This is a genomic window from Pelagibius sp., from assembly GCF_028281305.1.
Lineage (GTDB): Bacteria > Pseudomonadota > Alphaproteobacteria > Kiloniellales > Kiloniellaceae > Pelagibius.
The window spans coordinates 13518-32749 of sequence record NZ_JANQKD010000003.1; the positions used below are offsets into that span (position 1 = coordinate 13518).

The following is a 19232-nucleotide window of genomic DNA, read 5'->3' on the forward strand; positions in this document are numbered from 1 at the left end:
ACATTTGGACGAAACAGCAAAAAATGATGGCGCGCCTCTTGTTAGAACGATTCTAAATCCTACATCATTAGAATAATTCTAATTCCTGTGCGCACAACTCACGGAGCGGAGACGAAAATGGACGGCGGCAGCAAATGCCCGGTAACCGGCCGGGTTCACATTTCCAATCGCGACTGGTGGCCGAACCAGCTCAATCTCAAGATGCTTCACCAGAACTCCTCCCTGTCCGATCCGATGGGCGGGGCCTTCGACTATGCGGAAGCGTTCAAGACCCTCGACCTGGACGCCCTGCGAAAGGACGTCTTCGAACTGATGAAGACCTCGCAGGACTGGTGGCCGGCCGATTACGGTCACTACGGCCCCCTCTTCATCCGCATGGCCTGGCACAGCGCCGGCACCTACCGCACCGCTGATGGCCGTGGTGGCGGCGGGTCCGGCACCCAGCGCTTCGCCCCCCTCAACAGCTGGCCCGACAACGCGAACCTCGACAAGGCGCGGATGCTGCTCTGGCCGATCAAGCAGAAGTACGGAAAGAAGATCTCTTGGGCCGACCTGATGATCTTCGCCGGCAACTGCGCGCTTGAGTCCATGGGCCTCAAGACCTTTGGCTTCGCCGGTGGCCGCGAGGACATCTGGGAGCCGGAAGAGGACATCTACTGGGGTTCGGAGAGCACCTGGCTGGACGACAAGCGCTACTCGGGCGACCGCGACCTGGAGAACCCGCTGGCCGCCGTGCAGATGGGCCTGATCTATGTGAACCCGGAAGGCCCGAACGGCAACCCGGACCCGGTTGCCTCGGGGCGCGACATCCGCGAGACCTTCGGCCGCATGGCGATGAACGACGAGGAAACCGTTGCGCTCGTCGCCGGCGGCCACACCTTCGGCAAGTGTCACGGCGCCGGCGATGCCGCGCTGGTCGGACCGGAGCCCGAGGGCGCGGGCATCGAGGAGCAGAGCCTGGGCTGGAAGAGCAGCTTCGGCAGCGGCAAGGCCGGCGATGCCATTACCAGCGGCATCGAGGGCGCCTGGACGCCCACGCCGATCACCTGGGACAACAGCTACTTCGACACTCTCTTCGGCTATGACTGGGAACTGGTGAAGAGCCCGGCCGGCGCCAACCAGTGGGCGCCAAAGGACGGCGCCGGGTCGGACACGGTGCCCGACGCCCACGACCCGTCCAAGCGCCACGCGCCGATGATGACCACGGCAGACATGGCCCTCAGGATGGATCCCATCTACGAGCCGATTTCGCGGCGGTTCCATGAGAACCCGGACGAATTCGCCGATGCTTTCGCGCGCGCCTGGTTCAAGCTGACACACCGCGACATGGGCCCCCGGGCACGGTACCTCGGCAAGGAGGCGCCGGAGGAAGTGCTGCTGTGGCAGGACCCGGTTCCCGAGCCTACGCATCACCTGATCGACGATCAGGACGTTGCCGCGCTGAAGGACAAGATCCTGGCCTCCGGGCTTTCCGTCTCTGAACTGGTGTCGACCGCCTGGGCCTCGGCTTCGACCTTCCGCGGCTCCGACAAGCGCGGCGGGGCCAACGGGGCGCGCATCCGCCTGGCGCCGCAAAAGGACTGGGAGGTCAATCAGCCGGACCAGCTCGCCACGGTGCTGGGTACCCTTGAAGACATCCAGAAGGATTTCAACGCTGCGCAGGCGAACGGCAAGATGGTCTCGCTCGCCGACGTTATCGTTCTCGGTGGCAGCGCCGCCGTCGAGCAGGCAGCCAAGAACGGCGGTCAGGACGTTACGGTGCCCTTCACACCGGGGCGCACGGATGCCTCGCAGGAGCAGACCGATGTCGAGTCTTTCGCGGTGATGGAGCCGATCGCCGACGGCTTCCGCAATTATCAGAAGGGCAAGTACAGCGTCTCTGCCGAAGAGTTGCTGGTGGACCGGGCGCAGTTGCTCACGCTGACCGGACCTGAGATGACGGTCCTCGTTGGCGGCCTGCGGGTGATCGGTGCCAACGTCGGAGGCTCCAAGCATGGTGTCTTCACTGACCGGCCGGAGACCCTGAGCAATGACTTCTTCGTCAACCTGCTCGACATGGGCACGACCTGGAAGGCCGCGTCCGCCGATGATGACGTTTTCGAGGGCCGTGACCGGGCGTCGGGTGAGCTGAAGTGGACCGGCACGCGGGCCGACCTCATTTTCGGCTCCAACTCCCAGCTTCGCGCCCTGGCGGAGGTCTACGGATGCGCGGACTCGCAGGAAGCCTTCGCGAAGGACTTCGCTGCGGCCTGGACCAAGGTGATGAACCTGGACCGCTACGACTTGGCGTAGATTCGGCGGGGAGTGTCCCTTCCCTCCTTCGAAGACAGTGATGCGTTAAGATGCATCGGGCGGGCCTTTCGGTCCGCCCTTTGCTTTGAAGGCCAGGCAGTCCGGTGCTCCGGGTGTCTGGACGAGGCCTAAGTACACCGCGGGGGTCGGCACGCCTAGAGATTGCCGTAGATGAAGTTTGCCCGCGGCTCAAAGGCGCCGAAGGCGATCGCGAGGATCAGAAGGGCAAACCAGCACGCTGTGAGGGTGATCGCCAGCGGGCGCGGCAGTCGTCGGATAAGCTGTGTATAGAGCCACATTCACCCTGCTCCCAAAACGAGGCGGCCGAAGACCTCGGCCATGGTGGCAAGATCGGGCTGGCGGACCAGTAGGAAGCCCAGCATTGCGAAATGCAGGGTCACGACACCGCCGCAGAAGTTCGCCGCAAAACGCAGAATCCGCTGCTCGTCCGGCAGTGGTCCCAACCGGCGGGCCACCTGCTGCCAGACAATGATGCCGAGACCGTGGTAAAGGCCCCATAGCAGGTAACGGAGCGACATTTCATGCCATAGCCCGATCGCCACCATGGTTGCCAGAGACGACAGTGCCGGGTTGCGGGTCACTGCGCTGATCCCGCCGTAGACGTACTGCCGCACGAGGCTGGTTAGCGAGATATGCCACCGTTGCCAGAAAACGGGCAGACTGGTGCTCAGAAAGGGCCAGTTGAAGTTCTCCATGACCCGGACCCCCAACAGCCGGGCGAAGCCTATCGCAATGTCGGACGCGCCCGAAAACTGCATGTAGAGGCCGAAGCCAATTCCCAGCATTGCAAGGTAGAGCCCTGCCCGCGACTCGGGCTCGGCAAGGCCGCCGGTCCAATCGCTGTAGAGTTGGGCAATCAGAAAGTTGCCGACGAAAGCGATCTTCACGTAGCCGTAAACCAAGCGCTCGAGGCCCTCTGAAAACAGCGCCGGATCCCAGCGGTGCCTCCGGCGGTCGCGGTCGAAGGCCGGATAGCGGTGAATCGGGCCGATAACCAGCGTCGGAAGGAAGAACAGGTATTCGCCGAGGTCAAAAAACGCCTTTGCCTCGAGCCGCCCCATATAGCGCTCCAGCACAAAGTGAACGCAGCGCAGTGAGTAGAAGGAGAGTCCGAGCGGGATGATGGTGCCCCGCAGAACGTCATCTCCAGCGGTCGAGCTGAGGACCTTGAAAAAAATCAGACAGGCCAACGCCGGCAACAGCGCCACGGCGGTTTGCGCCCCGCTCATTGTGGGGCGCCGCGTGAGCTGGGCTGTAGCCAAAGTCAGCAGCACCAGCAGTACTGCCGAGAGCGGTGCCTTGATGGCGAGAAAGACGAGGGTGATGGCGGCAAGAAGACGAAAACGCGACGCCGCCGGCCACAGCCAGAACAGGGTCGTTGTGCCCGAAATCCAGGCGAGCCACTCCATAGACAGATAACTCACCACAAACCCGCCCTTGCCGCGCTACGCCTTGCGTGTCGACCGCGCATGATGGCCGAGGCTATGCAGATAACGCCGCCGTGCCTCCTGGAAGTCAGGTGCCGGCCCCGTCTCAAGAGGCGGGTAACCGAGCCTTTCCAGCCAGTCCGCAGCCAGCGGGGCGAGCCTGGCGACCTGTGGCATCGGCAGTTCCCGCCAGCGGTCCCGACTGTTCGTGTGAACGCTGCTGCTCTGATAGCTCTTGTGGTCGCTGAACCCGAGATCGCCGACCCGCGCCAGCGCGCCTTCGGCGAAACCGGTATCTGTGTCGGCGCCCATAAAGCCGAGAATGTCCGTCAGACTTCCGGTGAGGTCGTCGACAAGATCCTCGTAGCGGAGGATCAGAACCTGCTGTGGGCGCCGCTGGCCCAGTGCTACCAGGGCCTCGCTGACGTCGATCCAGGAATGCAGGAAGGCTTCGATCGGCTGCGGCCAGCGGCGCACATAGTGATGAAGCACCTGAGGGTAGCTTCCCATGGCATCGCAGAACTCGCGGCAGCTCACCGCCACGCTGAAGGGATGGCGCAGGATCCCCAAATAGCGTACCCGGTCGCCGCAGAGCCGCTCGATCATCGGGATCTGGAAGGCGTCGAAGGCTGTTTTCTCGGCCCAGAAACGTTTGCCGGATTGCCGTGCGAAGTCGTCGAGGAAGCCGAAGCAAAGTGCCCGCAGGCGATCCAACGTTTCGCTTTCCTCGAAACCCAGGTATTCAAGTCCCGACAGCACGCCCATATCGGTACCTTCAGCGGTTACATCCGCCGCCAGAAAACGGGCTGCCGCCCCGAACAGATGAGTTTCGGGCGGAGCGGCGATTTCCGGATGGGCATCGAGCAACCGGCGCAGCAGCGTGGTGCCGGAGCGCGGATGCCCCAAGATGATGGTTCCGCTGATTGTCGAGGCAGCGCTCACGACCCTGTTTCTTTCAGCGACCGGCGATCACCCAGCTGCCGCTCAACGGCTTTCACTGCATGGTCAATGCTGATCATGCTCATGGTTTCGCGGGGACTCAGCTGAAGCCGGAAGGCCCGCTCCAGCGCCATCACGAACTCCAAGAATTTCAGTGAGTCGACGCTGCCCGTGTCGTCCAATCGGGTTTCCGCAGACAGACTCTCCGGCGGCACCCCCAGGGTCTCCGCCGCCACAGCCAGCACCTGGTCAAGCAGCGTTGCGCCCTGTCTCTGGCCGCTCTCTTCGGCCTCGGCTACCAGCCGGCGTAGCGCCTCGATCTCGACCTTGCCCGAAGGGCCGTAGGGCAGCGCCGGCAAGACCACGATGCGGTCAGGCACCTTCTCCGGTGCCAGCTCCTGCCGGCAATGCGCCATGACCGCTGGCGGCAAGTCGGTGTGCGAGCTCTCGGACGCTACAACGCAGCCGATCACGCGCTCACCCAAAAGACGGTCCGGCAGACCGACCGTCGCCGCCGCTGTCACCTCAGGAGCCGACAGCAGCGCCGTGGTCACGTCTTCGGGGTAGACATTGGTGCCGCCGCGCAGGATGACGCTCTTGATGCGGCCGACGATCCGGTAGAAGCCATCGGCATCGCGCATGCCGAGATCGCCGGTCTTCAGCCAGCCCTCTTCGGTGAGAACCGCCCGCGTTGCTTCCGGCGCCTTAAAGTAGCCGGCCATCACGTTGTCGCCGCGGATCCAAATCTCACCGGGCTGGCCATCGGCCGCCGGTCGGCCATCGGGATCGGCAAGCATCACCTCGCAGTCCACCGGCTTTCCGATGGTGCCTATGCGCCGCGTCTCCGTGCTGGGGCCACAGTAGAGCGCCTCGCAACAGGTTTCCGTCAGGCCATAGGCATTCACGACCATTATTTTGAAGCGCGCTTCTACCGTCTGCCATACGCCTTCGTCCAGCGGTCCGGCCGTGGAAACGGCGAAGCGAAACTCCGGATGGCGGAAGCTGTCATTGTAGTCCTCCGGCAGCATAGCCATCATACCCAGCACGGTCGGCACGGTGACGAGGTGGCTTGCGCGGTGTTGGTAGGCTGCGTCGAGCATCTGCCCAAGCGAATGCATTGCGACCGGTTGCGGGCGCACGACGGTCGCGCCGCTGGACAGCGCTTGAAGCGGGCCCTGGTTCAGGCCATCCGAGTGATGCAGGGGCAAGTGATTGACGATGACACTGTTCTCGCCGATACCGAACTGCCGCTGGAGGGTTTGCATCTGCACGGCCAGGTTCGCAAAGGTGATCTCCACCCCCTTGGGCTCCGAGGTGGTACCGGAGGTGAAGAGTATTAGCGCCGTGGCATCGCTTGCCGCGTGCGTCACCGGCGCTGTCTCGCTCTGCTCTTGGAGCATCGCCGGATAGCTGTCCGTGTTATCTCGAGACCGCCCGCGCAGCAGCAGACCGAAAGCGTTTTTCTGTACCTTCAACGGCTCGATCCGGATCACTGGCACTTCGAGACGGCTGCTCACCGCGAGGCTTCGCTCAACGACCGCCGTGTCGGCGAAGACGGCCGCAGGCTCTGCCCTTTCGATCAGCACCGTAAGCTCGGCGGCTGAGGCGGCGGGGTCAATAACGACAGCGGTCAGTCCCATGGTCAGCGTAGCGCCATAGAGGGTCGTGACCGCGGCATCGTCCGCCGAGGCAATCACTACCCTTGCTTCGGGCTCAAGACCAAGCCGAGCAAAGAGCCCGCGGGTCTGCGCTATGCGCGTTCCTACCTCGCCATGGGTCAGAGTGACGGCACCGAGGAAGAAGGGTTTGGCCGCCGCCATTCGCTCGGCGGTGCCGGCGATCATCCGGCCAATGGTCCCATTGACCGGGCTGTCGGTATCCGTCATGGCGTTCCTCCCAGGCGCGCCTGCAGCCGGCCGAGGAGCATCTCGGTAAAAACCGCGCGCCCTTTGGCGTTCATATGGACGACGTCGCAGTAGTGATCGTTGGAGAGGGTGATCCCGTGATCGATGGTCCTGAGGTCCGCCGGACGCTTGTATCCCGGCAGCACTGCATGGCCCTCTTCAGTGATCGGCACCGGCAGAACCGCGATTTCGATGCCGGCGTCTTCGGCGGCAGCGACAAAGCGGGCGATAGCCTTCGCATTCGCTCCCTCGGCATCGAAGCTCACCCACTCGGAAACGCGTTCTTTGCGTTCGTGGGCGTTTTCGTCGGAGAGCACATCGCAGCGAACATCCGTCTGCAGCATGGCCTGATCGACGTTGCCCGGATTCCAGGGGCCGCTCCCAGCAACCTGCCAAATGAGGTATGTGCGGCCGAGAAGAAGGCGGCTCCCGGTCTCTCGCTCCTTGGCAAAGAGATCTTCCTGGAGGATCACCAGCCTGGGCCGTGCGGCGAGGATCTGCGGAGCCAGTCCCGCAAAATCCGACCAGATCGCCCAGACATTGGACAGCCGCAGCGCCGCGGCAGGCATGTCGAGGCGTTGACTGAGCAGCCGTGAGAAGGCTACGTCCTCGGGCAGCGCATAACGCAGGCGCGAGTCGCCGATCATGACGACGCCCTGGGCACCAGCCTCAATCTTCGCGGCCAAGGCCTCAATGCGCGGGGCATTGTGGAGGTCGAAGGCCTCTGAAGGTGGCGTTTCGGCGCGAAGATAAAGATAACCGCCACAGATGAGCGCGACCGCCAGAATTGCGGTCAGCGGCCAGACGGAGAGAGGAAGTCGGGACGGATCCCCGGCGGTCGGCCCAGACCCCGGCGAACCTTCGGCGAGATTGGTCATGCGCCCCCGCATACCCCCGGGCGTGAAGGTTCGCTGAGCCGACAGCAGAGGCGTCGGGAGCATGCCAACGTCTCGTCGCTCATATCAGGACGCCCTCTGTCGATCACGACCCCAGGTGGCGCGGCTTCCCGGCTCGGGGCAGTCCGCGTCGGCATAGAATCCACGGATATCGTTAAGGAACCATGAGGGTAGAAGCCGCCATGGAGCCGTCATGGAGCCGCGTGGCCATGTCTGGGAGCCGCCCCTGCCTGCGGCAATCGTCTTCGAAGGCGAGCCGGTGCGCAGGCCGTTGCCGAGCAGACCGGCTTCACCATGCTGGGCGATGCCGAGGGTGGCTTCGCCAAGTACGGTATCAATCTTGAGTAGCTGATACGGAGCGCCGATCTTCTTGAGTGTCCACTCGGCTTGACAAAAGTGTTCGAAGCTAGCTGCCAAAAGATCCGCCCCCGGGTGCAGAGGTCTGCGCGAGGGATTTCAGGACAGAGACAAGCCAAGCGAGGCCGGGATCGCCATCCGACCGTCCGCGCCAGACACAGGAGAAGGCGAAATCATCGGTCTCGAAAGGCGGATCGGTGAGCCTGAGATCGTACATGTCAACAAAGGGTTCGACCACGCTGAGCGGCTCCGTGGCGACGAGCGAGGACGCAGTCAGAACATGGGGTAGAACCAGAAAATGCCCGAGCGTCAGCGCGACGTCCCTGCTATGGCCGGCGCGCTTCAGGAAGCGGTCCGCATAACCTGTCGGCTCGCCGGCAAGGGAGACGTGGACGTGGCGTGCCGAAAGGTAGCGGTCGAGCGTCAGGGCGCCCGAAGCTAAGGGGTTGCCGGCGCTGACGGCACAGACGAAGCGGTCGCGGAAAAGGCTGAGTTGGCGCAGGCGCTTCGGCGCCGTGGGAAAACTCCCGACAAGGCACTCCACCTCCCCCCGATCCAGCATCTCAAAGCCCGCGGCACGGCTGGTGTGGCGCACCAGAAAGGTGATGCGATCCATGTTGTTGGCGCTACGGTCGATCAGCCCTGGCAGGAAGACCGCTGCGGCGTAGTCCGACATGCCGATGACGAAGCGCCGCCGGTCCGTCTCAGGATCGAACGCCCGCTCCTGCCGCAGGAGCACATCAAGTTCGTTCAGGGCGGCAGCAATGCCCGGCGCCAGCCCCAGTGCCTTCTGCGTCGGTTCCATACGGCCGCCGCTGCGCACGAAAAGAGGGTCGTTCCAGAGTCCGCGCAACCTGTTGAGGGCGTGGCTGACGGCGGACTGGGTCATGCCCAAACGCTGGGCGGTTCTGCCGACACTTCCCTCGTCGGCGAGGGTATGGAACACGAGCAACGCGGAGGTATCGAGCGACCTTAATTTCAATTCATTCATGATGTGTATTAGTATTATGAGTTTGGTTCATTCTCAAGCCGGCGCCATCTGGTTGAGCAGTCACACAAAGACCGGGAGCCGAAAATGACTGCGAAACCCACCCGAAAATCGGGCCTGCCGGCCCTCGCCTTCGCTTGCCTTCTGTGGCCGGCCGCTGCGGGCGCGCAGGCGGACACAAGCGAGCCTGCCCGCGCCGCCTGCCCGCCGGGTGACCGCTATGAACGTGGCCTTGAGCGCGTCGATGAGATCACCCGGGGACAAGGGCGTGCCGTTGTCGAGGCCCTGTCGCGGACGTCGCCCGACCTGGCGCGCTACGTCATCGAGTACCCCTACGGCGACCTCTTCTGCCGGCCCGGCCTGACCGACCGCCAGCGTCAGCTGGCAATCGTCGCAGCCCTCGCAGCCCTGGGATACACGCAACCCGAGTTGAAGGTGCATATCCACGGGGCCTTGAATGTCGGAATCACCGAGCAGGAGATCGTCGAGACGATGATCCTGATGTCCGTCTATGCCGGCTTTCCCGCCTCGCTTCACGGCCTGCGCGCCGCCCAGGAGGTCTTCGAGACCCGCGCCGAGCAGTGAGGCTACCGGCACCCTGAGGGACCGAATGGATGCTTCGGTGTCGGGACTTTGCGGCATGGCCAAGCTCTATTATGCTGCCGGTTGTGGCAACGCCGTGCCCAGAGACGGCAGAAGGCACAGGCACTGATCGGAGAGGCAGCCGGAGGTCGGCGATTATGGAAGCTCAGCGCAGCAGCGCGGAAAGCAGCGAACGGACACCAGGAGACGGGGAGGACAGGGTCGCACGCTTTCGTGGCGCCGCCCGTGTCATCCTTGAACACGACGGGCTCCGCCGCAACGGCCTCGACCGAGTCCTCCAGGCGCTGAAAGCGCTTGCCGCCGACGGGGCGCTCTGGGGCAGCGACCGCTATCCTGACCCGGAGCCGGACCAGCAGCAGGCCCGCTATCTCATTGCTATGGACGACGACCAGACCTACGCGCTCTATCTGAACGTGATGCGCCCGGGAAAGGTGGTGCCGCCGCACAACCACACGACCTGGGCCTGCATCGCCGCCGTCGAGGGCGAGGAGCACAACACCCTCTATGAACGCACCGATGACGGATCGAACCCCGGCAAAGCCAGCCTCTCGGAGTCAGAGACCCTGGTGATCGGTCCGGGAAACGGCATCGCCCTGATGCCGGATGATATCCACTCCGTCCAGATCAAGGGCGACCGGGTCATCCGCCACCTCCACATGTACGGGCACGCCCTGGAAACACTGACCGAACGTCTCACCTTCGATCTGGCTGAGGGGACCTGTCGTATCATGGACATCGGCGTCAAGACCCGCACCTAAGCCTGCAATGCTGCTCAGAAAAGGACGCCGGCCCAAGACGCTGGCGGCACCGCCGTTGTGACTCCGGAAGTCCTGAAAGAGGCCCTGCACGGCCCGGAAGAGATCGCCCTGCTGGACGTGCGCGAGCATGGGCAATATGGCGAAGGACACCCCTTCTACGCCGTAAGCTGTCCTTACAGCCGGCTGGAGCTGCGCATTGGCGACCTGGTGCCCCGTCGCACGGCCCTCTGTGTGCTGCTGGATGACGGCGACGGTGTTGCAGAACGAGCAGCCAGGCGGCTCGGCGCCCTCGGCTACAGCAATGTGGCGGTGCTACAGGGCGGCGCAGCGGCCTGGGCCGCCACCGGCTTCACCCTCTTCAAGGGCGTGAACGTGCCGAGCAAGACCCTCGGGGAACTGATGGAGGCGGCCGCCCATCCGCCGACCCTTTCCGCCGAAGCCCTGCATGCCTGGCAGCGCGAAGGGCGGCCCGTTCACGTCTTCGACGGCCGGCCCTTCAGCGAGTTTCACAAGATGAGCATCCCCGGCGCGCGCTGCGTGCCCAACGGCGAAGCGCTCCATCGCTGGCACGATCTTGTGGGCGATCCCGAGACGCCTGTGGTCATCAATTGTGCCGGACGCACGCGCGGCCTGATCGGCGTCGAGAGCCTGCGCCGCGCCGGCGTTCCAAACCCGGTCTATGCTCTCACCAACGGGACCCAGGGTTGGGCGCTCGCGGGCCTGGACCTCGTGCGCGGTTCCGAAAGCCGGGCGCTTCCCGAAGGTGACAGCGGCACTTTCGACCCGCAGGCGGTCGCGGACGGCTTCCCCTGCCCCACCGCGACGCCCGAACAGCTTGCGGCCTGGCAGCGCGATGAAAAGCGGAACTGCTATCTGTTCGACGTGCGCAGCCGCTCGGAGTACGACGCAGGTCATCTGGCCGGCGCGGTTCATGCGCCCGCGGGGCAACTCGTGCAGGCAACCGACCAGTGGATCGCCGTGCGGCGGGCACGCAGCGTCATAACGGACACCACGGAAAACGGTGTCCGGGCCCGCTTCGCCGCCTTCTGGCTGCGCTGCATGGGCCACGAGGCTTATGTGCTGCGAAACGGAACTGCGGAGGCACTTGTCTCCTCCGATACGGAGAGGACGTTCGTCCCGTCCCTGCCCGCCGAGGTCGTTGAGGTTCCGCCGGAAACCGCGCAACAGCACCTTTCGGCCGGCCACACCGTCGCAATCGACCTGCGCCCCAGCACCGCCTTTCGCAGGGAGGCGATCCCCGAATCCTGCTGGTCGATCCGCCCAGAGCTTCCCGGCCTGCTGCGCGCGATGCTGTCCGCTGGGCGCCGGGAGGTGCTGCTGGTGGCCGACGACCCGGCTGTGGCCACGCTCGCGGCCATTGATGCCCTGGAGATGAAGGGGATCACCCCGCTGCTGCTGCAGGGCGGCTTCCGGGCCTGGCGGGACGCCGGCCTGCCGGTCGGAGCGCGGCCGGATGAGCCCAGGCAGGAAGAGGCGATCGACTACCTCTACTTCGTGCATGATCGCCATGACGGCAACGCCGAGGCGTCGCGCCGCTACCTGGCCTGGGAGCTGCAGCTCGTCGACCAGATCGACGACCGCGAGCGCGCCGGCTTCAGCCTGGGCCAAGAAGAGCCTGGATAAGGCCTGCCGGCGTGGCGGACGAAGTCCCCCTTACTCCGGCAACTCCCCCAGGGCGGCTGTATAGCGGTCGCAAAGGGTCTTGATCACTTTCACCCTGGCGTAGCGCTTGTCGTTTCCTTCGACCAGGGTCCAGGGTGCCGCGGCCGTGCTGGTGTACTGCACCATGTCGTTGACGGCCTGCTCGTACTCCTCCCACTTGTCCCGGTTGCGCCAGTCCTCATCCGTCAGTTTCCAGCGCTTGTACGGCGTCTTCTCGCGCAGCTTGAAGCGCGCGAGCTGTTCGTCCTTGCTGATATGGATCCAGTACTTCACGAGGATGATACCGTGATCGATCAGCTGATCCTCGAAGTCGTCGATCTCCCCGTAGGACCGGCGCCACTCGTCCTCGCTGGCCAGCCTCTCGATGCGCTCGACCAGGACGCGGCCGTACCACGAGCGGTCGAAGATGGTGATCTGACCCGCGGCCGGGATACGGCGCCAGAAACGCCAGAGGTAATGCTGGGCTTTTTCCTCATCGGTCGGAGCGGCGATGCCGTGAACCTGATAGTTCCGGGCGTCGAGCGCCTCGTTGATCCGCCGGATGGCACCGCCCTTGCCGGCCGCGTCCGGCCCCTCGAAGAGCAGAATGGTCGAAACACCGTTCGCCTTGGCCTGCAGATGCTGTCTGTAGAGCCGGGCCTGCAGGTCGACCAGTTGCGCACGGTAGTCATCGCGGACAAGCCGCTTCGACATGTCCAGGCTGCTGAGAACAGTGATCGACTTGGCGGCGAGGTAACCTGTGTCATCGGCAGGCTTGGGCTTAGGCTTGGCCTTGACGAGCTTGGCCGTGGCCTTGGATTTGCCCTTCGACTTGCTCTTGGCCTTGACGGCGCTGGGGGCGCAGGCCGCCGCCATCGCCTCTTCGTTCAGGCGGTCCTCTATCTCGCGCTCCAGGGAGTCGCGCAGGATCGTCGCCACGGTCACTGCCCGGTAGTTCGGATCCTGGCCTTCCACCACGGTCCAAGGGGCGATGCCCCGGTTGGTGCGCGAAATCACCTGCTCGGCCGTACGGATGAAGGTGTCGTAGTTGCGCCAGTTCTCCCAATCGCGCTCGGTCACCCGTGCCTTGGTCAAGGGATCGTCTTCCAGGTTCCGCAGACGCTGTTCCTGGGCATCGCGGCTGAGATGCATCCAGAACTTCTGCACCACAGCGCCGTCGCGGGCCAAGGCGCGCTCGAAGCGCACGATGCGATTGAGCTGTTTCAGAAAAGCCGCTTCGTCGATCTTCTTGTAGACAAAGTCCAGAACAGGCCGCGAGTACCAGGCACTGAGGAACATGCCGATGCGTCCGCGCGGCGGCAGATCACGCCAGTAGCGCCAGAACTCCGGGCGGTCGTGGTCGCGGCTGTTGGCGTCGTCATAGGCGCGCGTGATCAGCCAGCGCGCATCCATCCAGGCGTTCAACAGGCCGACGGTCTCGCCTTTGCCGCCGCCATCGACGCCGGCGAAGACCAGAACCGTCTGAAAGTGCCGCTGCTTGCGCAGGTCGTCCTGAAGCTCCAGCAGTTCCTGGCGGAGAACCGGCGCGATCTTCTTGAAGTCTTTCTTGGAGATGGCGCGGCCAAGTTCAGCGGTCTCAAACATGGTGTGTTCCTGCGGTCGGGATTCAGCGCCGCCCTTGCCCCCGGCAACGCCCCACCACAGTAGCACAATCGCGCTCAGTACTATTTCTCGATCACCGGCACATATCGACCGGCTTTTTTCTGCTGTTAAGTCATATTCTTAGATGTCTTTTCTCATGTGGTGGCGCAGCTAAGCGCTGGGTCACACCGGGTCGCCGGCGATCACGCCCTTCAGGGACCGGGTGGCCGCGGCCCGGTCGCCGCGCAGCAACCCGTTCAACGCCGCCAGCGCGCTTGGCCGCGCTTCGACGTTCCACGCCAGCCAGAGCAACGGATAGAGGACGACACCGCCGGCGACCAGCAGAGCGAGCTCGAAAGCCGGTGCAAGTTGGCCGCCGATACTCCAGCCCAGCGCGGCAACCATGAGGGCCATCACGACCGACGGCACGGCGGCGCGGGCGAGAACGCCGAACTGGCGGGCGACGGAAACGCCGCTGTGTCTGGCGACAAAGGCGGATAGCACCGGCGCCAAGAGCCACTGCCGCAAGGCCAAACCGGCCACCGCACCAGCCAGGCCGAACTGGGCCCCGATGCCGCAGGTGACCGCCCCCACGGCGATGGCGATCAGCCTGGCGCGGCTGATATCGCCCAAAGCGCCATAAGCGGTCAGTACGTTGGCGGCAAACCCGGACAGCGGCGTGCGCAACGATGCCAGCACGAGAATCTGCATGACGACAACCGCATCCGTCCACTCACGCCCGAACACCAGCGGCAGCAGCAGAGGCGCCGTGACCAGCGTTCCCAAGAGCGCCGGCCAGAAGGTCCAGGTGCCGACGCGGATGAGGGATGCGATCAGGCTTTCGATTTTCGCCGGTTCGCTTCGCAGCCGTGCCGTCGCAGGAAGGGCAACTGCCGACATCGGCCCGCTGAGCACCGCGTTCAGCTGACCGATGAAGCGTCGCGCGACAACGAAGAAGCCAAGCGCCTCGGTGCCGAGGACGTAACCGATGATGCCGCGCGGCAGGGCCTGCACGGAGATGTAGCCCAGGGCCTTGTTCTCGATGCGGCGCAGGCCAAAGCGCGCCATCGCTGAGAGGTCGCCGGTCGAAAAGGCGGTCTTCGGTACCCACCGCACGGCGATATGCTTCAGGATCAGCCCGATGGCGCGCCGCGCCAGTTCAAGGCCAACCAGACTCCAGAGTCCAAATCCGGCAAGCGCCAGGGCGATACCCATAGACACGGCGAGAATGCTCGCCACGGCACTCACCTTGGCCAGGGTCGAGAACCGCAGGTCCCGAACCAGCAGCTGATTGGGAACGCTGGTGGCCGCTGTCAGGAGCGGCAGCAGCGCCATGACAGGCAGGATCTCCGCCAGACCCGGCGTGTCGAAGAGACCCGCGGCCAGGCGTCCACCGGCAGCGAGCAGTACTGCGCAGACCAGACCGACGCCGACCAGGGCGGTGTAGACCGCGGACTTTTCAGCCTCGGTCAGTGTTTTCTTCTGGACCACGCCGTCGGCGGCGTGGCCGCCCACGAAGACGTCCGCCAGCATCGTGAACAGCAGTGCGAGGGCGAAGACGCCGTAGGTTTCGGCCCCCAGCAAGCGGACAAGGACGATCAGGCTGACAAGGCCGGTTACGACCTGGATGATCTGACCGGCCGAGGCCCAGGCGGTCTGGGTGATCAGGGTTTGTGCACGGGCCATCGGCCGGAATGCCGGGCTAGCCGCCCTGGCTGCGGACCGGTGCCAGGCTCGCCTGCTTGCGGGCCAGCCTTGCGCTCCACAGGTCGAGGGCAGCCGTCACCACGGCGACCCCGAGCTTCTGAGCCCGGTAGCTGCGGCGCAGAATCGGTATCTGGCGAACGAAGGGCTTTGCGATGCCCTCCACATGCCGCCAGTGCAGCATGCCCTTGCGTGTTTCGAAGTAAGGGTCGTCGTACATCGACCACTTCCGCTGGAAGTGCTCCAGGCTCTTGCGCTGCCAGACCGGCGACCAGCGCAGGGCAAAGTAGGGCCAGTCCTCCTTTGTCAGGGGCCGGGCGCGGCTGGGGAAGAGATAGGTGACCACCGAGCTCGGTTCGAACATCACCCGCCCGCCGCTCTGCCAGACCGTCATGCAGAAGTCGATGTGCTCCTTTGTCGCCAAAAGATTCTCGTCCAGATCGCCCAGACGCTCGAAGGTCGCCTTGCGGATCAGCGCGCAGTGAAACTCACAGCACTGCGTCTCGCCGCGGCGAAGCTGGACGTCTTCGACGTTCTGGCCCTGCAGGAGGTGAATGTCGGTCATCCGCCACTTGCCTGGTGCGGCATTGAGAAAGGTCGGCAGATCCTTTGCGAATTCGCCGCCCGCCTGGTGGATCTCGCTGTGCACCGGAAGCCGCTGACAGGTGAGCGGGGCGACCGCTTCCGCCCCCGTCTCTTCGGCGCACTCGACCAGGGCGTGAAGCCAGCCCTTGGAGACGATCACGTCGTTGTCGATAAAAACGACATAGGGTGTGGTGACCAGCCGCTGACCCAGATTGCGAGCCTGATTCGGCGTGAGGAATTCGTCCTGCCGGTGATAGCGGAACCCGTGCTGCTCGCAAGCCGCCTTGATCCGCCCGGCAATCTGCGCCGGGCTTCCCGCATCCAAATAGATCAACTCGTAGGGTGTCTCGGTCAATTCGATGATGCTGCGGAGGGACTCTTCAGCCACCCCGAAACGTTCCCGCGGTGTCACGACGATCGTTGCAAGTGCTGCCGTTGCAAGTGCTGCCGTTGCAAGTGCTGCCGTTGCAAGCGCTGGCGTTTCAGGAGCTGGCGTCTTCGTGGTCGGGTCTGGCATCTCGATCACCTTCTATTGTGCTTCTCTGGCTATTGCGCCTCTCTGGCTATAGTGCCTCTCGGGAATTCGTTCCTTTATCGCTGCACAGTCGTCGCCTCATGATCCGGCGCCGCACGACCTGACGGCGCCATGCCCAGTCCTTCGCGACGGGCGGCCTTGGGCAAGTCGTGAACGCCGGACGACAGCGCCCGCCGATATACCTCCAGCAGCTTGTCGGTAACGGCATCGCTGCCATAGCCATCCGCAACCCGCGCCCGCGCCCGTCGTGTAAGCGCCGGCCAGTCGGCCTCGCAGAGCAGAAGCCTGTCCAGCGCCGCGGCCAAATCGGCGGGGTCTCCCTCCTCCGCTAGGACACCGGTCTCCCCCTCTTCGACCAGCTCCGGAATGCCGCCGTGCCGGGTCGCACAGGTTGGGACGCCGACGGCCATTGCTTCCTTGATTGTGTTCACCGGCGCATCGGCCCCGCCGGTCGGACTCGTCATCGACGCGGCGACGAAGATATGACTGGCCTCCAGAAGCGCCCTGATCTGCGCGTGGTCGCAAGCGCCGAGAAAGCGAACGCGGCCGGCGAGCCCCGCCTCATCGGCCTGCTTTTCCAGGGCAGACCGCTGCTCCCCATCGCCGACAACGGTCAGATTTAGGTTGCGCCCTCTTTCGATGAGGCGCCGGAGCGCTTCGATGAGAACATGAACGCCCTTGCGGGGCGTCAATCGGCCGACGGTGATGCACTCGACCGCGCCATCACCGAGGGGTCGTGGGTCGCGGTACGGAAAGCCCTCAAGATCTATGCCCGAGCCGACGACTGCGATTCTGTCCGCCGGGCAACCAAGGCCGATGGCTCTATCGCGGAAGTGCGCGCAGTTGGCCACAAAACCCTCAGCGGCGTCCCAGAGATAGTCATACACATCGGGCCCATGAGCACGGACCACCTCAGAAATGTCATAGCCGCGGAAGTGAACGATCAGGCGTCCCTTCAGGATACCAGCCCGCCGATGCTTCAGAACGAACTCGCCCAGGGTTGCGAAGTGGCAATGCAGGATGTCGTAGCTGCCAGGAACGGCGAAAGCTTCAGCCTGATAGGAGGAGGTCAGGTCCGTCCAGCCTCTGCGATAGATCCGCGGCTTCAGCACAGGCAACCTCCCGACGCCGTGCCTGCGCGCGAGCCGCCAGGAGACGGCGGGCAGTTGCAGAAGCCGGCGCCCGTAACCTGCGGGCCAGCTTACATTGCGGAAACGGCCGCGAAGCTTGCGCTGTATCGACGGAGCGGAGGAGAACCCGGTCGCTTCGATACTCGAAAGGCCGTAGATGTCGACCTCGTGCCCGCGATCGATCAAGCTCGCCGCGGCCAGGGCGATGAATGGCTCCGACATCATGGGAAAGCCATTTGTGAAGAAAGCAATCTTCAACAGCGCTGTCACCCGAAATCAGCGGATGGGACCGGCATCAACAAGAGCGAGCCCAAAATATCACCCGCCTGTCCCAATTCCACCGAACATTGATGACGACACATAGAGATCACAACCCTTGGGAGGCCTGTCGGAAGAACATTGGAAAAAACACGGTCTGATGCAATTTGATCGCTTCTTGGAAGTTATGTTTAGAGAGCGCCGCGGGACTTCGATGAAGCCTTTACATCTGCATACTTCAGCGTGCTTTTTTGCGGCGCCGCCTGGTCCGGAAGAACTGCGGCACCGCTCAAGCGCATGACGCCATCTATCGACGATTTCTCCACAACAGCAATCGTTTCGACCTTCAATAGAGCCGCCTTGGTTTCGGAGTGCGTTGAGTCGCTCCTTGGCCAAACGCTGCCCCCTGCCCAGATCATTGTCGTCAACGACGGCTCCGACGACGACACGGAAGACATCCTGCGCACCTACGGCGACCGGATCGAAGTCGTTCAGCGTGCCAACAAGGGAAAGTCGGCGGGCATCAATCTGGCTCTGTCAATGGCACGCCATCCGCTGATCTGGATCGTTGACGACGACGACCTCGTGCTGCCGCAAGCCTTGGCAATCCTGACCGGTCTGCTGAAGGGCGCGCCCGAGGCCGGCTTTGCATACGGCCGCTACCTGCGCTTCGCAGTCGATCCGCGGACCGGACGCCAGGACCTCTTCAATACCGGTTATTGGGAGACCTGCGCCCCGGAGAACTTTCTGGCCGCCACCCTCGAGGACTTCTTCGTTCATCAGCCGGGAATGCTGGTGCGCCGCGCCGTTTACGATCAGGTCGGCCCTTTTGACGAGCGCCTGCCACGGTCGCAGGACTACGACATGCTGATCCGCCTTGCCCGTGTCACCCTGCCCGCCCCGACGGAGGCGGTCCTCTTTCACCAGCGCCAGCATGACGGCGACCGTGGCACCGCCGCGGCGCGCTTTACCGTTGACCAGCGTGAACTTCGGTGGATTGAAGCGGACAAGCAGATCCTTCAGCGATGCTACAGGACTCTGGAACTGCGCGAGTATCTCTCGTCGCGGATCATCGAAACTGCAGAGGCGCGCAGGCACGCCCTGCTCCAACGCGCGACGATCATGGCACGCAAGAAGCTCTGGGATCTGGCGCTCGACGACCTCGAGTCCGCCGCGCTGGTGTCGGGCGCCGGCCTGAGCGCGACTGAGAAAACCACTCTGCGACGCGCGGTCTTCTCGAAGTACGGCTGCCGCGAGTTGTTGGCCGACAAATCAGTTTCGCGGCGTGTACAGCGGCTCGCACGGCGCTCTACTGGAGGGCGGCAGATGGCCCGCACCCTGGCGCGGGGACTGTTGTGGCGGGTGAAAGAACAACTGCGCGCCGGCAATCGCCTGGAAGCAGGCCGCCTCGCCTCTCTCATGCTGTCCTGGGGACTGCAGCCGCCGTTTTCCCATGGTTCGCCCCGCCCCTCCAAGCAGCCGAGGGAAAGCTGACAGGCGCTGAAGGGGCAACGCGTCCGCTCCGTTGGGCCCTCCATTGGCCCCTCCATTGGCCCCTCCATTGGCCGTCG

General features: G+C 64.2%; 15 protein-coding genes. 5 read left to right on the forward strand and 10 right to left on the reverse strand.

What is annotated here, in order from left to right; genetic code table 11:
- Nucleotides 1–117: 117 nt before the first annotated feature.
- A complete protein-coding gene (gene katG, locus Q0982_RS00285) occupies nt 118–2292 on the forward strand; it encodes a catalase/peroxidase HPI (protein WP_299390727.1) in 2175 nt (724 codons plus the stop codon).
- A gap of 155 nt (nt 2293–2447) precedes the next feature.
- Here the strand turns inward: katG and Q0982_RS00290 are convergent, their stop codons facing one another.
- The 6 genes from Q0982_RS00290 to Q0982_RS00315 all read right to left on the reverse strand — a co-directional run bounded on the left by Q0982_RS00290 (nt 2448) and on the right by Q0982_RS00315 (nt 8827).
- A complete protein-coding gene (locus Q0982_RS00290) occupies nt 2448–2591 on the reverse strand; it encodes a hypothetical protein (protein WP_299390728.1) in 144 nt (47 codons plus the stop codon).
- Nucleotides 2592–3722, reverse strand: coding sequence for an MBOAT family O-acyltransferase (locus tag Q0982_RS00295; protein WP_299390730.1), 1131 nt, complete (start codon nt 3720–3722; stop codon nt 2592–2594).
- Nucleotides 3723–3758: 36 nt separating this feature from the next.
- Nucleotides 3759–4682 (reverse strand): sulfotransferase, encoded by a 924-nt coding sequence (locus Q0982_RS00300; protein ID WP_299390732.1) that lies wholly within the window; start codon nt 4680–4682, stop codon nt 3759–3761.
- Nucleotides 4679–6565 carry an AMP-binding protein gene (locus tag Q0982_RS00305; RefSeq protein ID WP_299390733.1) on the reverse strand — a complete coding sequence of 629 codons (1887 nt, stop codon included), beginning with the start codon at nt 6563–6565 and terminating at the stop codon, nt 4679–4681. The genes Q0982_RS00300 and Q0982_RS00305 overlap by 4 nt, the downstream gene beginning before the upstream one ends.
- Entirely contained in the window at nt 6562–7461 is a 900-nt protein-coding gene (locus tag Q0982_RS00310; protein ID WP_299390735.1) for a hypothetical protein, read from the reverse strand. Before Q0982_RS00310 ends, Q0982_RS00305 begins: the two co-directional genes overlap by 4 nt.
- A 424-nt stretch (nt 7462–7885) precedes the next feature.
- On the reverse strand, nt 7886–8827 hold the full coding sequence (locus Q0982_RS00315) for a LysR family transcriptional regulator (protein WP_299390737.1): 942 nt from the start codon (nt 8825–8827) through the stop codon (nt 7886–7888).
- An 84-nt stretch (nt 8828–8911) separates the two neighbouring features.
- Here Q0982_RS00315 and Q0982_RS00320 point away from each other — a divergent pair, with 84 nt between their 5' ends.
- From Q0982_RS00320 to Q0982_RS00330, 3 genes are all read left to right on the forward strand, one after another.
- The gene (locus tag Q0982_RS00320; protein WP_299390738.1) at nt 8912–9409 is read left to right on the forward strand and encodes a carboxymuconolactone decarboxylase family protein; all 498 of its coding nucleotides are present in this window, start codon (nt 8912–8914) and stop codon (nt 9407–9409) included.
- A 155-nt stretch (nt 9410–9564) separates the two neighbouring features.
- Nucleotides 9565–10185, forward strand: coding sequence for a cysteine dioxygenase family protein (locus tag Q0982_RS00325; RefSeq protein WP_299390740.1), 621 nt, complete (start codon nt 9565–9567; stop codon nt 10183–10185).
- Nucleotides 10186–10242: 57 nt separating this feature from the next.
- Nucleotides 10243–11829 carry a rhodanese-like domain-containing protein gene (locus tag Q0982_RS00330; protein ID WP_299390742.1) on the forward strand — a complete coding sequence of 529 codons (1587 nt, stop codon included), beginning with the start codon at nt 10243–10245 and terminating at the stop codon, nt 11827–11829.
- Between the two features lie 30 nt (nt 11830–11859).
- Here Q0982_RS00330 and Q0982_RS00335 read toward each other — a convergent pair whose 3' ends face one another.
- From Q0982_RS00335 to Q0982_RS00350, 4 genes are all read right to left on the reverse strand, one after another.
- A complete protein-coding gene (locus Q0982_RS00335; protein WP_299390743.1) occupies nt 11860–13452 on the reverse strand; it encodes a polyphosphate:AMP phosphotransferase in 1593 nt (530 codons plus the stop codon).
- A gap of 180 nt (nt 13453–13632) precedes the next feature.
- Nucleotides 13633–15135 carry an oligosaccharide flippase family protein gene (locus Q0982_RS00340; protein ID WP_299390745.1) on the reverse strand — a complete coding sequence of 501 codons (1503 nt, stop codon included), beginning with the start codon at nt 15133–15135 and terminating at the stop codon, nt 13633–13635.
- 16 nt (nt 15136–15151) lie between these two features.
- Nucleotides 15152–16255 (reverse strand): glycosyltransferase, encoded by a 1104-nt coding sequence (locus tag Q0982_RS00345; protein WP_299390747.1) that lies wholly within the window; start codon nt 16253–16255, stop codon nt 15152–15154.
- A gap of 74 nt (nt 16256–16329) precedes the next feature.
- Nucleotides 16330–17628: a glycosyltransferase gene (locus Q0982_RS00350; RefSeq protein ID WP_299390748.1), complete on the reverse strand. Its 1299-nt coding sequence runs from the start codon at nt 17626–17628 to the stop codon at nt 16330–16332.
- Nucleotides 17629–17958: 330 nt separating this feature from the next.
- On the opposite strand from Q0982_RS00350, the gene Q0982_RS00355 reads away from it, so the two are divergent.
- Nucleotides 17959–19155: a glycosyltransferase family A protein gene (locus Q0982_RS00355; protein ID WP_299390750.1), complete on the forward strand. Its 1197-nt coding sequence runs from the start codon at nt 17959–17961 to the stop codon at nt 19153–19155.
- The last annotated feature ends 77 nt before the right edge of the window (nt 19156–19232 follow it).

Coding starts and splice junctions, on each gene's coding strand:
- Q0982_RS00310 (WP_299390735.1), bottom strand. CDS start 7,461: ATGACCAATCTCGCCGAAGGTTCGCCGGGGTCTGGGCCGACCGCCGGG.
- katG (WP_299390727.1), top strand. CDS start 118: ATGGACGGCGGCAGCAAATGCCCGGTAACCGGCCGGGTTCACATTTCC.
- Q0982_RS00320 (WP_299390738.1), top strand. CDS start 8,912: ATGACTGCGAAACCCACCCGAAAATCGGGCCTGCCGGCCCTCGCCTTC.
- Q0982_RS00340 (WP_299390745.1), bottom strand. CDS start 15,135: ATGGCCCGTGCACAAACCCTGATCACCCAGACCGCCTGGGCCTCGGCC.
- Q0982_RS00335 (WP_299390743.1), bottom strand. CDS start 13,452: ATGTTTGAGACCGCTGAACTTGGCCGCGCCATCTCCAAGAAAGACTTC.
- Q0982_RS00315 (WP_299390737.1), bottom strand. CDS start 8,827: ATGAATGAATTGAAATTAAGGTCGCTCGATACCTCCGCGTTGCTCGTG.
- Q0982_RS00305 (WP_299390733.1), bottom strand. CDS start 6,565: ATGACGGATACCGACAGCCCGGTCAATGGGACCATTGGCCGGATGATC.
- Q0982_RS00295 (WP_299390730.1), bottom strand. CDS start 3,722: ATGGAGTGGCTCGCCTGGATTTCGGGCACAACGACCCTGTTCTGGCTG.
- Q0982_RS00350 (WP_299390748.1), bottom strand. CDS start 17,628: ATGATGTCGGAGCCATTCATCGCCCTGGCCGCGGCGAGCTTGATCGAT.
- Q0982_RS00355 (WP_299390750.1), top strand. CDS start 17,959: ATGACGCCATCTATCGACGATTTCTCCACAACAGCAATCGTTTCGACC.
- Q0982_RS00290 (WP_299390728.1), bottom strand. CDS start 2,591: ATGTGGCTCTATACACAGCTTATCCGACGACTGCCGCGCCCGCTGGCG.
- Q0982_RS00325 (WP_299390740.1), top strand. CDS start 9,565: ATGGAAGCTCAGCGCAGCAGCGCGGAAAGCAGCGAACGGACACCAGGA.
- Q0982_RS00345 (WP_299390747.1), bottom strand. CDS start 16,255: ATGCCAGACCCGACCACGAAGACGCCAGCTCCTGAAACGCCAGCGCTT.